The sequence below is a fragment of the Rhodococcus sp. HNM0569 genome (assembly GCF_012726205.1).
Lineage (GTDB): Bacteria > Actinomycetota > Actinomycetes > Mycobacteriales > Mycobacteriaceae > Rhodococcus_F.
The window spans coordinates 99,412-111,877 of record NZ_JAASAE010000001.1 but is presented as its reverse complement, the minus strand read 5'-3'; the positions used below and the strand labels follow the sequence as shown (position 1 = coordinate 111,877).

13 protein-coding genes are annotated in these 12,466 nt (G+C 70.9%); 12 read left to right on the top strand and 1 reads right to left on the bottom strand.

Features of this window, described 5'->3' with window-relative positions:
• The first annotated feature begins 52 nt into the window (after positions 1-52).
• The 6 genes from mltG to aroB all read left to right on the top strand — a co-directional run bounded on the left by mltG (position 53) and on the right by aroB (position 6,235).
• Positions 53-1,723 (top strand): endolytic transglycosylase MltG, encoded by a 1,671-nt coding sequence (gene mltG, locus HCA44_RS20835; protein ID WP_169646880.1) that lies wholly within the window; start codon positions 53-55, stop codon positions 1,721-1,723.
• Positions 1,724-1,727: 4 nt separating this feature from the next.
• The gene (locus HCA44_RS00510; protein ID WP_206037480.1) at positions 1,728-2,564 is read left to right on the top strand and encodes a shikimate dehydrogenase; all 837 of its coding nucleotides are present in this window, start codon (positions 1,728-1,730) and stop codon (positions 2,562-2,564) included.
• 88 nt (positions 2,565-2,652) lie between these two features.
• Entirely contained in the window at positions 2,653-3,279 is a 627-nt protein-coding gene (locus HCA44_RS00505; RefSeq protein ID WP_240945212.1) for an A24 family peptidase, read from the top strand.
• 42 nt (positions 3,280-3,321) lie between these two features.
• Positions 3,322-4,509, top strand: coding sequence for a chorismate synthase (aroC, locus tag HCA44_RS00500; RefSeq protein WP_169646589.1), 1,188 nt, complete (start codon positions 3,322-3,324; stop codon positions 4,507-4,509).
• Between the two features lie 11 nt (positions 4,510-4,520).
• On the top strand, positions 4,521-5,129 hold the full coding sequence (locus tag HCA44_RS00495; RefSeq protein WP_169646588.1) for a shikimate kinase: 609 nt from the start codon (positions 4,521-4,523) through the stop codon (positions 5,127-5,129).
• Complete coding sequence (aroB, locus tag HCA44_RS00490) at positions 5,126-6,235, top strand: 3-dehydroquinate synthase (RefSeq protein WP_169646587.1); 1,110 nt, start codon at positions 5,126-5,128, stop codon at positions 6,233-6,235. The genes HCA44_RS00495 and aroB overlap by 4 nt, the downstream gene beginning before the upstream one ends.
• Before the next feature lie 48 nt (positions 6,236-6,283).
• Here aroB and HCA44_RS00485 read toward each other — a convergent pair whose 3' ends face one another.
• Positions 6,284-6,952, bottom strand: a complete 669-nt coding sequence (locus HCA44_RS00485) for a B-4DMT family transporter (protein ID WP_169646586.1) — start codon at positions 6,950-6,952, stop codon at positions 6,284-6,286.
• Positions 6,953-7,087: 135 nt separating this feature from the next.
• Between HCA44_RS00485 and HCA44_RS00480 the strand changes: the two genes are divergently transcribed.
• The 6 genes from HCA44_RS00480 (at position 7,088) to HCA44_RS00455 (ending at position 12,463) form a co-directional block, all read left to right on the top strand.
• On the top strand, positions 7,088-8,188 hold the full coding sequence (locus HCA44_RS00480) for a Xaa-Pro peptidase family protein (protein ID WP_169646585.1): 1,101 nt from the start codon (positions 7,088-7,090) through the stop codon (positions 8,186-8,188).
• A 57-nt stretch (positions 8,189-8,245) separates the two neighbouring features.
• On the top strand, positions 8,246-8,809 hold the full coding sequence (gene efp, locus HCA44_RS00475) for an elongation factor P (RefSeq protein ID WP_169646584.1): 564 nt from the start codon (positions 8,246-8,248) through the stop codon (positions 8,807-8,809).
• Entirely contained in the window at positions 8,810-9,331 is a 522-nt protein-coding gene (nusB, locus tag HCA44_RS00470; RefSeq protein WP_169646583.1) for a transcription antitermination factor NusB, read from the top strand.
• 173 nt (positions 9,332-9,504) lie between these two features.
• Positions 9,505-10,158: a bifunctional pyr operon transcriptional regulator/uracil phosphoribosyltransferase PyrR gene (gene pyrR / locus HCA44_RS00465; protein WP_169646582.1), complete on the top strand. Its 654-nt coding sequence runs from the start codon at positions 9,505-9,507 to the stop codon at positions 10,156-10,158.
• Complete coding sequence (locus tag HCA44_RS00460) at positions 10,155-11,105, top strand: aspartate carbamoyltransferase catalytic subunit (protein ID WP_169646581.1); 951 nt, start codon at positions 10,155-10,157, stop codon at positions 11,103-11,105. The genes pyrR and HCA44_RS00460 overlap by 4 nt, the downstream gene beginning before the upstream one ends.
• Positions 11,102-12,463, top strand: a complete 1,362-nt coding sequence (locus tag HCA44_RS00455; protein ID WP_169646580.1) for a dihydroorotase — start codon at positions 11,102-11,104, stop codon at positions 12,461-12,463. The genes HCA44_RS00460 and HCA44_RS00455 overlap by 4 nt, the downstream gene beginning before the upstream one ends.
• The last annotated feature ends 3 nt before the right edge of the window (positions 12,464-12,466 follow it).

Below are 12,466 nucleotides of genomic sequence, written 5' to 3'. Positions count from 1 at the left end.
AGACGGCGGCCGGGCTCGCGGACGGCGGGCCCGCCGGGATCGAGACGATCGGGTGGACGGTGCCGCGGCGTGGGAGCCGGTGCGCCCTGCCGGCCGCCGTGACGTCACGGACACGGGAGGGTGGCGGCACTACCCGGTCGAGACGACACGCAACGCCCGTGACGAGAACATCGATTACGGGGACGCGCGCTACGACGACGCGCGCTACGAGGACGGTCGCTACGACGACGGTCGGTACGAGGACGTGGTGTCGGCGGGCCGGCACGAGTTCTCGGGCTTCGAGGCATATCCGGGCGACGCCCGCAGCGCGCGTGGCGCGCAGGACGATCCCCGCTACCCCGATGCCCGGTACGACGAACCGGGATACGACGGATACGACCGCTACGACGACGAATTCGCCTACGACGCTCACTACCGCGAGGTCGACGACGAATTCGACAGTGCTGACGCGACTTTCGGCGATCGGTCCGGATTTGCGGCGGACGAGGACGCCTACGAGACGACGGTGATCCCGGCGGTCGCGGCAGGCGACGAACGGCCTGCCCCGACTCGCGTGGGACGTCGACGCCGGGCCCCGGAGAAGCGTCCGCGCCGTCGGCGGGGGAGGATCCTCGCCGCGCTCGCGGTGCTCGTGGTTCTCGCGGTGGGCGCGCTCGTGGGTGGTCGGGCATTGCTCGGCGGCGGCAGCGCACCCGATTACGCGGGCCCGGGTGGGCCCGAGGTCGTGGTCGAGGTGCGGCCCGGCGACACCGCGGAGCAGATCGCCGAGGCGATGGCCGAACGCAATGTCGTGGCGAGCAGCGCCGCGTTCTACAACGCGGCCCTGGCCAGTGACGGCATGAACAGCATGCAGCCCGGCTTCTACAGTGTGCCCACGGAGATCTCGGGCACCGACGCTGTCGCGGCGCTGGTCGACCCCGGTTCGCGGGTCGGTCAGATGGTGGTGTCGGAGGGTCGCCAGCTGCACGACACGGTGGACGTCAACACCGGTGCCACGAAGAAGGGCATCTACACGCTCATCTCGGAAGCGAGTTGTATCGGCGAGCCCGGCGCGCAGTCCTGCATCACCTATCAGGATCTCGACGCCGCGGGCGCGGGCGACATGAGTGCACTCGGTGTCCCCGACTGGGCCCTCGACCGGGTCGCCTCCGTCCCCGACCGGGACCGCCAGCTCGAGGGGCTGATCGCCGCGGGCAGTTGGGATTTCGATCCCACCGCCACCCCCCTCGAGATCCTTCGCAAGCTCGTCACCGAGAGTGCTGCGAGCTACGAGAAGACCGGGATCCGCACCGCGGGTGCGGCGGTGGGGATGTCGCCCTACGAGATCCTCGTCGCCGCCTCGCTCGTCGAACGCGAAGCGCTGCCGGGCGATTTCGCGAAGGTCGCGCGGGTCATCGTCAACCGGCTCGAGGTCGGTCAGGCGCTGCAGTTCGATTCGACGGTCAACTACGCGCTCGACACCACCGAACTCGCGACCACCGACGCCGACCGCGCGGAGGTCACGCCGTGGAACACCTATGCGAGCCCCGGGCTGCCCGCGACACCGATCTCGTCGCCCAGCATCGCGGCGCTGCAGGCCGTCGAAGCGCCCGAGCCGGGCGACTGGCTGTACTTCGTGACGATCGACGACAAGGGCACGACGCTGTTCACGCGCGACTACCAGGAACACCTGTCGAACATCGAGTTCGCGCTCGACGCAGGCATTCTGCGTAGTGGCAGGTGAGGTGATGACAGCCCGCAAGGCCGCCGTGCTCGGCAGTCCCATCGCGCACTCGCGGTCGCCGCAGCTGCATCTCGCCGCGTACCGCGCGCTGGGTCTGGACGAGTGGACGTACGAGCGCATCGAGTGCACCGGCGACCGGTTGCCGAGCCTTGTCGACGGACTCGGCCCCGAATGGGTAGGCCTGTCGGTCACCATGCCCGGCAAGGTCGCCGCGCTCGACTACGCCACCGAACGCACCGAGCGTGCGGTGCTGATCGGCTCCGCGAACACGCTCGTGCGCGTCGATGGTGGGTGGCGCGCCGACTGCACCGACGTCGACGGTGTCGCGGGCGCGCTCGCCGACGCGGGTGTCGCGGCCGGGCTGGCCGGCACGTCCGCGATCGTCGTCGGTGCGGGCGGCACCGCGCGCCCGGCACTCGTCGCGCTCGCCGGTCTCGGCGTGCGCGCCGTCTCGGTCGTCGCGCGCGACGAAGGCCGCGCGCGGGCCACGCTCGACTGCGGTGAGTCGGTCGGCCTCGCCATCGATTTCGTTCCGTTCGAGGCGGTGGGTGTCGCCCGGGCCGCGGACTCGGCGGCTGTCGTCGTCAGCACGGTGCCCGCTGCCGCGGCGACGCCGGTGGCCGCCGCGCTCGCGCATGCACCCACCGTGCTGGACGCGATCTACGATCCGTGGCCCACCCCGCTCGCCGAGGCCGTCACGGCCGCACGCGGCACCGTGATCGGGGGCCTCGAGATGCTGCTCAACCAGGCGTACGGGCAGGTCGAACAGTTCACCGGCCTGCAGGCACCCCGCGACGCGATGCGCGCCGCCCTGGGCGATGTCCGGCCTCCACCGGCCTGATCTCCACAGGAGCGTGGTGTTCCACAGCTTGTTCCGGCGGCCGCCCGGCATGGCCTGACGGCGTGACCCCGGCGGTCATGCTCATGCGATGGACGGGGAATTCTGGGCGGCAGCAGGTGCGCTGGGTGGATGGCTCGCCGTCGGCGTCGCAGCCGGGTACGGCGTGCGCATGATCGTGGCCCGCTGGGCGGGTTCGTCGCCTGCGGGGCCGGGCGAAGCGCTGTGCGCGGCGGTTGCCGCCGCTGCGTGGTGGTGCGCCGACACGGTCGCGCTCGCGGCATGCGGTGCACTGCTCGGTTGGTGGTGTGTGTGCCTGTCCGTCGTCGACGCCCGGACGCGCCGACTACCGAACGCGCTCACTCTCGGCGGCTTCGGAGCGGTGGTCGCCGCCGCGGCCGCGTTCGACCGGACGGCGACGGCCCTCGCGGGGGCCGCGATGCTCGCGGTCCCGTATCTCGTCGTGCACCTCGCGGTACCCGCCGCGATGGGCGCGGGCGACGTCAAACTCGCGCTCGGCGTCGGTGCTGCGGCGACCGCGGCGGGAGCGCACGGTTGGCTCGCCGCGGCAGCTGCCGCGCCACTCGTCACCGCGCTCGTCGGCGTCGCGTCCGCGGTCCGGGCGTGGCATGTGCGCCGCGAACCCGCACGGCACGTCCCGCACGGGCCCGCGATGTGCGGGGCGACCGCGATCGCGGTCGCGGCCGCGTGGTGGTGACCGGCTTCCGACACGCACGGCCGAGCATGGAAAGATGAAGACGTGCTGCGCTGGACTACTGCCGGAGAATCCCACGGTCCTGCCCTCGTCGCCCTGCTCGAGGGCATGGTCGCGGGCGTGGACGTCACGAGCGACGACATCTCGACTCAACTCGCGCGGCGCCGGCTCGGCTACGGGCGCGGCGCGCGGATGAAGTTCGAGGCCGACAAGGTCACCGTCGTCGGCGGTGTCCGTCACGGCACGACCCTCGGCGGCCCCGTCGCGATCGAGATCGGCAACACCGAGTGGCCCAAGTGGGAGACCATCATGGCCGCCGACCCGGTCGACCCGGCGCTGCTGGCGGACCAGGCGCGCAATGCGCCGCTCACGCGGCCGCGTCCCGGCCACGCCGACTTCTCGGGCATGCTCAAGTACGGCTTCGACGACGCGCGCCCCGTGCTCGAGCGGGCGAGCGCGCGCGAGACGGCGGCCCGTGTCGCGGTCGGCACCGTGGCCCGCAACTTCCTGCGGCAGCTGTTCGGCGTCGAGGTGCTCTCGCATGTCGTGTCGATCGGCGGTTCCGCGCCGTATACCGGACCGGTCCCGGGCATCGGCGACATGGAGACCGTCGACGCGAGCCCGGTCCGCGCCTTCGACGCCGCGGCAGGTGCCGAGATGATCGCGGAGATCGACGCGGCCAAGAAGGACGGCGACACGCTCGGCGGTGTCGTCGAGGTCGTCGTGCACGGACTGCCGGTCGGTCTCGGGTCCTTCGTCAGCGGCGCGGAGCGTCTCGACTCGCGTCTCGCTGCCGCCCTGATGGGTATCCAGGCGATCAAGGGCGTCGAGGTGGGCGACGGTTTCGAGACTGCGCGCAGGCGCGGCAGCCTCGCGCACGACGAGATGGTCCCCGGCAGCGACGGCGTGTTGCGCTCGACCAATCGTGCGGGCGGTCTCGAGGGAGGCATGACCAACGGCGAGGCGCTGCGCGTGCGCGCCGCGATGAAGCCGATCTCGACCGTGCCGCGCGCATTGTCGACCGTCGACATGACGACGGGTGAGGAAGCCGTCGCGATCCATCAGCGTTCCGACGTGTGCGCGGTTCCCGCCGCGGGCGTCGTTGCGGAAGCGATGGTCGCCCTCGTCGTGGCGCAGGCCGCGCTCGAGAAGTTCGGCGGTGACTCGCTGGCCGAGACCACGTCCAACTTCCGTCGGTACGCCGAGACGATCGCGTCTCGGCCGCCGCGCTGACGGGCTGCGTCGTGGCGCCCCGCGCGGTGCTCATCGGGCCTCCCGGCGCCGGGAAGTCCACGATCGGTCGCCGGCTCGCGCATGCGCTCGACGTGCCGCTCTTCGACACCGACGTCGCGATCGAGGAGCGTCTCGGCGTCACGATCCCCGAGTACTTCGCGTCGCACGGCGAACCCGCATTCCGCGAGGTGGAGGAGGACGTCGTGGCACACGCGCTCGCCGAGCACTCGGGGGTCGTGTCGCTCGGCGGCGGCGCCGTCCTGTCGGAGCGCACGCGCGCACTGCTCGGCGAGCACGTCGTGGTGTACCTCGAGATCAGCGTCGCGGAGGGACTGCGCCGTACGAAGGGCAACACCGGGCGTCCGCTGCTGGCGGGCGGCGACCACGCCCGCAAGTACCACCAGTTGATGCGCATCCGCAGACCGCTCTACCGGGAAGTGGCGACGGTGCGGGTGCGCACCGATGCGCGTAGCCCCGCCCGGGTCGTGCAGCAGGTGCTGACGCGGCTCGAGGCCCTCGCCTCCGACACCGACCGACCCGGCAGCACCCCACCGAGCAACAGCCGACCGAGCGGCGATCGACCACAGCACACGAGCAACGAAGTGGAGCGCAAACAGTGACCGAACCCGTGCGAGTACAGGTGCAGACCGCGGCTCCGTACCCCGTCGTGATCGGCAAGGGCCTGCTCGACGACATCGTCGACGACCTCGCCGGCACCGCGACCGTCGCGATCTTCCACCAGCCGACGCTGGCCGCCACCGCGGACGTGGTGCGTGACGCGCTCATCGAGCGGGGCGTCGACGCGCATCGCATCGAGATCCCCGACGCCGAAGACGGCAAGGATCTCGCGGTCGCCGGGTTCTGCTGGGAGGTGCTCGGCCGCATCGGGCTCAACCGTCGCGACGCCGTCGTGAGTCTCGGCGGCGGAGCGGCCACCGACCTCGCGGGCTTCGTCGCTGCGACGTGGATGCGCGGCGTGCGCATCGTGCACGTGCCGACGACCCTGCTCGCGATGGTCGACGCGGCCGTCGGCGGAAAGACCGGCATCAACACCGAGGCGGGCAAGAATCTCGTGGGTGCTTTCCACGAACCGTCCGCGGTCTTCGTGGACCTCGCGACACTCGAAACATTGCCGCGCAACGAGATCGTGGCAGGCATGGCAGAGATCGTGAAGACCGGTTTCATCGCCGATCCGGTGATCCTGGACCTGATCGAGGCCGACCCGGAGGCGGCACTCGATCCCACCGGCAGCGTGCTGCCCGAGCTGATCCGCCGCTCGATCGAGGTCAAGGCGTCGGTCGTCGCGGCCGACCTGCGGGAGTCGGATCTGCGCGAGATCCTGAACTACGGTCACACGCTCGGCCACGCGATCGAGCGCCGTGAGCACTACCGTTGGCGGCACGGTGCCGCCGTGTCGGTCGGCCTCGTGTTCGCGGCCGAACTCGCCCGTCTCGCGGGCCGTCTCGACGACGCCACCGCCGATCGGCACCGCACGATCCTCGAATCGATCGGGTTGCCCACCACCTACGACGCAGACGCGTTCTCGGCGTTGTTGGAGGGCATGCAGACCGACAAGAAGAACCGGTCGGGGATGCTGCGGTTCGTCGTGCTCGAAGGTCTCGCGAAGCCCGGCAGGCTCGAGGGCCCCGACCCGTCGCTGCTCGCTGCCGCGTACTCCGCGGTGGGCCGCGATCCGGAGGCCGGGGGCGGAGCGATCCTGCTCTGAGCCTCCCGCGGGCGGGGACCGGCCTGCGGACGCAGGCCGGTCCGGGCCTCAGCGTCCGTCCGGGTCGCTCCACCGCGTGCCGTCGTGGTCGCCGTGCGGCGGCAGCGCCTCGAAGCGCGTCGTCTCGGCGTCGCTGTCGGCGTCTGCCGCATGCTGGGTGACGCCCGCGCGGGCCAACTCGGGGCGCTGTTCGTCCGAGTAGTGGGTCATCAGATAGTCGCTGTCCACGTACTCGGTGTCCTGCGTCTCGTCCGCCGCGGTGTGCATGTGCGTCGGGAGATCGCCGCGCTTGCGCGCTGCGCGCGTCAGCAGGATGCGGGTGACGGCGATCGCGACGACCGCAGGCACGAAGATCGCGAGGATCGTGAACGCGGCGCCCGACGTGATCTCGAAGAACAGGCCGTTCTGGGTGACGTGCAGGCCGGGGAGCAGGTCGAGGATCCAGCACGCGAGGCCCGCGACGACACCGCCGAGAACCGCGGCAGCCAGCCATCGCATGGTGAGATCGGCGCCGTGCTCGGGGTCCGGGTTCGCGGCGCGGTCGCCGCGCGCGTCGCGCCAGCCCCACACTGCGGCCGCCGCGAGCACCACGACCAGCGCGAACATCCGCATACCGCTGCCGTGCAGAGGCCACTGCAGAACGGCCATACCGAGCACCGTGCGGACGACGACGTGTATCAGGGCCATTCCGAGGCCGCGCACCACCCACGCATTCATGGGGGCCACCATACTGCCCCGCTGTGTCGTAGCACACAGCCGTGTCGGGTTTCGTCGCGAGAACGCCCCTCGTCCTTACCGCGCGGTAGGGACGTACCGGCGTGGCGTGCGGGCACTGCGCGGTAGGTTCGAGACATGCCTGCCGATCACTCCGCGCGCCGCGCCGCGCTGCGCCGTGAACTCGTGGCGCGTGAGCTCGACGCACTGCTCGTCACCGACCTGCTCAACATCCGCTACCTCACGGGATTCACCGGCTCGAACGCTGCGCTGCTGGTCACAGCCTCGGACACGCCCGGAAATGAGGATCGCACGGTCGTCTGCACCGACGGTCGGTACGTGACCCAGATCGCCGCGCAGGTCCCGGACCTGCGTGCCGACATCGACCGCGCCAGCGCCGCACATCTCGTCGACGTCGCCGCCCGTGCCGGCGGACGAGTCGGTTTCGAGAGCCACATGGTCACCGTCGAGCAGTGGGAGAGCTGGCGTCCGCAGCTCGGGGCGCACGACCTCGTTCCGGCGCCGCGGCTCGTCGAGACGCTGCGGATGATCAAGGACGAGTACGAGATCGGCTTGCTGCGCGAGGCGTGCGCGTGTGCCGACGCCGCGCTCGCCGACCTCGTGGCCCGCGGCGGGTTGCGTCCGGGGCGCACCGAGAAGGCCGTCGCCCGCGAACTCGAGAACCTGATGTTCGACCACGGCGCCGACGGCATCTCGTTCGAGACGATCGTCGCCGCGGGCGCGAACTCGGCGGTGCCGCACCATCGGCCCACCGGTGCGGTGCTCGCGTCGGGCGATTTCGTCAAACTCGACTTCGGCGCACAGGTCGGTGGTTACCACTCCGACATGACGCGCACCTATGTGCTCGGTTCGGCGGCGGAGTGGCAGCGCGACGTGTACGCGCTCGTGGCACGCGCCCAGGCCGCGGGTCGCGGAGCGCTGAACCCGGGCACCGCGGTCGCGGACGTCGACGCCGCGGCACGCGCGGTGATCGACGACGCCGGCCACGGCGAGCTGTTCCTGCACGGTCTCGGGCACGGGGTGGGGCTCGAGATCCACGAAGCGCCCGGAATCGGTCAGCGCGGCACCGGTACACTTTCGGTCGGTGAAACGGTGACGGTGGAGCCCGGGGTGTACTTCGCCGGCCGTGGTGGCGTCCGGATCGAGGACACACTCGTCGTTCGCGAGCACGAGCCCGAGCTGCTGACCCGCACCACGAAGGATCTCACGGTCGTGTGATCCGCCCGATCGACCGCCCGTAACGGATACGACCCTTATCGAGGAGACGCGAAGCAAGTGGCTTCCACCAGTGATTTCAAGAACGGCCTGGTTCTGCAGATCGACGGCCAGCTGTGGTCCATCATCGAGTTCCAGCACGTCAAGCCTGGCAAGGGGCCGGCGTTCGTTCGTACCAAGATCAAGAACGTCCTGTCGGGCAAGACCGTCGACAAGACGTTCAACGCGGGTGTGAAGGTCGAGACCGCCACCGTCGACCGTCGCGACATGACGTACCTGTACCACGACGGCACCGACTACATCTTCATGGACGGCGAGACGTTCGACCAGATCCCGCTGTCCGAGGAGACGGTGGGCTCCGGCGCGCGTTTCCTGCTCGAGAACATGCAGGTCCAGATCGCCACCCACGAGGGCACCCCGCTGTTCTGTGAACTGCCGGTCACCGTCGAGCTCGAGGTCAAGCACACCGATCCCGGTCTGCAGGGCGACCGGTCGACGGGTGGCACCAAGCCTGCGACGCTCGAGACGGGCGCCGAGATCCAGGTGCCGCTGTTCATCAACACGGGCGACAAGCTCAAGGTCGACTCGCGCGACGGCAACTACCTCGGGCGTGTGAATTCCTGAGTGTCCGCGACCCACAAGAAACTCGGCGCCCGGCACAAGGCCCGCAAGCGCGCCGTCGACCTGCTCTTCGAAGCCGAGGCGCGTGACGTCGACGTCGCCGACCTCGCCGAGGAGAGGCGCGATCTGGCGGCGAAGGACGAGTCCGTGGCGCCGGTCCCCGCATACACGGTGACTCTCGTGTCGGGTGTCGCCGAGGACCTCGACCGGCTCGACGCCACCATCGAGTCCTACCTGCACGAGTGGACCCTCGAACGTCTTCCCGCAGTCGACCGCGCGATCCTGCGGCTCGCGGTGTGGGAACTGTTCCACGCGACCGACGTACCGCCGGTCGTCGCGGTCGACGAGGCCGTCGAGCTCGCGAAGCAGCTCTCGACCGACGATTCGCCGGCGTTCGTCAACGGTGTGCTCGGTCAGGTCGTGCTCGTCGCGCCGCAGGTGCGCGCCGCGGCGGCCGCCACGTCGCAGCGCCCCGAGGGGCCCGCGGACGAGCCGGAGGACGACGAACCCCGGCGCTCCGAGTAAGCCCGAGACCTGACGCACCTTCCGACCGACGGCCCGGCGTGATCTTCTCTTCGCCCTGCGAAGCGAATGTCACACCGGGCCGTTGTCGATGGCGACTACCAGCGCTGATACGCTGACACACGTCAGGCATCCTTTAACGATCCGTCCAGTGAGGCGGAGAAGGAGGTCGTTGTATGCGCGTGCCCGAGGGCTCCCGCTCTGCCGATGGTTCGGCAGCTTCGCCACCCCCACCGTCCGCCGAGCGTGAACTGCTGTCCGCCGCGGACGTCGGACGCACCGTCGCCCGCATCGCCCACCAGATCATCGAGAAGACCGCGCTCGATTCGACCGGCGCGGGCGACGACACCCCGCGAGTCGTCCTGATCGGCATCCCGACGCGCGGCACCGTGCTCGCGTCCCGGCTCGCGGCCAAGATCGACGAATTCACGGGCGTGTGCCCGCCCACCGGCTCGCTCGACATCACGCTCTACCGCGACGACCTCCGCATCAAGCCGCATCGCCCGCTCGAACGCACGTCCGTTCCCGAGGGCGGGATCGACGACGCCCTCGTCGTGCTGGTCGACGACGTCCTGTTCTCCGGCCGCTCGGTGCGCTCGGCACTCGACGCCCTGCGCGATCTCGGTCGTCCCCGCGCGGTCCAGCTCGCGGTGCTCGTCGACCGCGGTCATCGCGAACTGCCGCTGCGCGCCGACTACGTCGGCAAGAACGTTCCCACCGCGCGGTCGGAGGACGTGCGCGTGCTGCTCACCGAGACCGACGGGCGCGACGCCGTGGTCATCTCCGGCGGAAAGGCCGGCGACAGGACCGCGGGGGAGGGCGACCGGTGAAGAACCTCCTGTCGATCGCCGACCTCGACCCCGACACCGCGACCGGCATCCTCGACGACGCCGAACGTTTCGAACAGGCCCTCCTCGGGCGTGAAGTCCGCAAGCTGCCGACGCTGCGCGGACGCACCGTGATGACGGTCTTCTTCGAAAACTCGACGCGCACCCGCGTGTCCTTCGAGGTCGCGGGCAAGTGGATGAGCGCCGACGTGATCAACGTGTCGGCGTCGAGCTCGTCGGTCAAGAAGGGCGAGTCGCTACGCGACACCGCGCTCACGCTGCACGCGGCCGGTGCCGACGCGCTGATCGTGCGGCATCCCGCGTCGGGCGCTGCGCACCGGATCGCGCACTGGACCCAGGGCCCCGACGGCAGCGGCCCGTCGGTCGTCAACGCGGGCGACGGCACGCACGAACATCCCACCCAGGCACTGCTCGACGCCCTCACGCTGCGTCAGCGACTCGGCTCGCTGGACGGCAGGCGCGTCGTGATCGTCGGCGACATCCTGCACAGCCGGGTCGCGCGGTCCAACGCGCTGCTGCTGTCGATGCTCGGCGCCGAGGTCGTCCTCGTGGCACCGCAGACGCTGCTGCCGATCGGTGTGCACGAGTGGCCCGTGCGGGTGTCGCACTCGCTCGACGCCGAACTGCCGGGCGCCGACGCGGTCATGATGCTGCGCGTGCAGGCCGAACGCATGAACGGCGGCTACTTCCCGTCGCCGCGGGAGTACTCGATCCGGTACGGACTGTCGGAGCGGCGCCTCGCCGCACTGGGCGACGACACCGTCGTGCTGCACCCGGGTCCGATGCTGCGCGGTATGGAGATCGCGAGTGCGGTCGCCGATTCGCCACGGAGCGCGGTGCTGCAGCAGGTCACGAACGGCGTGCACGTGCGCATGGCGGTGCTCTTCCGCCTGCTCGCGGCCGCCGACGAGGAAGTGGGCGCGCGATGAGCGTCCCGTCCCGCGACACCCTTCCCACCGAATCAGGAGAAACCGTGCTCATCACCGGTGTCCGCGTCTACGGCGAGGGCGAACCCACCAACGTGCTGATCGACGGCGACACGATCGCCGCGATCGGACCCGACGTGGTCGCACCCGACACCGACACCGAAGTCGTCGACGGCACCGGCCAGGTGCTGTTGCCCGGCTTCGTCGACCTGCACACGCACCTGCGTGAGCCGGGCCGCGAGGACACCGAGACCATCGAGTCGGGTTCGGCGGCGGCCGCGCTCGGCGGATACACCGCGGTGTTCGCGATGGCGAACACGTCCCCGGTCGCCGACTCCGTCGTCGTCACGGACCACGTGTGGCGCCGCGGCCAGGAGGTCGGGCTCGTCGACGTGCATCCGGTGGGCGCGGTCACGGTCGGGCTCGCGGGCGAGCAACTCGCCGAGATGGGCACGATGGCTGCGGGCGTGGGCCGGGTCCGGATGTTCTCGGACGACGGACACTGCGTTGCCGACCCGCTGGTCATGCGCCGCGCACTCGAGTACGCGCGCTCGCTCGACGTCCTGATCGCGCAGCATGCGGAGGAGCCGCGCCTCACGGTCGGCGCGGTCGCCCACGAGGGCCCCACCGCGGCTCGGCTCGGCCTCACCGGCTGGCCGCGCGCCGCCGAGGAGTCGATCGTCGCGCGCGACGCGCTGCTCGCCCGGGACGCGGGTGCGCGGGTGCACGTGTGCCACGCCTCGACCGCGGGCACCGTCGAGATCCTGCGGTGGGCCCGCGCACAGGGCATCGCGATCACCGCCGAGGTGACACCGCACCACCTGCTGCTCGACGACTCGCGGCTCGAGACGTACGACGCCGTCAATCGGGTCAACCCGCCCCTGCGCGAGCGCAGCGACGTCGAGGCGCTGCGCACGGCGCTCGCCGACGGCACGCTCGACTGCGTCGCGACCGATCACGCACCGCACGCGGAGCAGGACAAGTGTTGCGAGTTCTCGGTCGCCCGGCCCGGCATGCTCGGGCTCGAGACGGCGCTGTCGATCGTGGTCGACACGATGGTCCGGCCGGGGGTGCTCGACTGGCGCGGCGTCGCGCGGGTCATGAGCGAACGCCCCGCGGAGATCGCACGGCTCGACGACCAGGGCCGGCCGATCGAGGTGGGCGAGGTCGCCAACCTCACGCTCGTCGACCCGGACACCGAGTGGACCGTCGTGTCCGGGGATCTCGCGTCGATCGCACACAACAGCCCGTACGACGCGATGACCCTCCCGGCCCGCGTGACCACGACGGTGCTGCGCGGACGCGTCACGGTCCGCGACGGCGCCGTCGCGCCGCGGCAGGCGACGGTGGGAGAGAGGTAGACC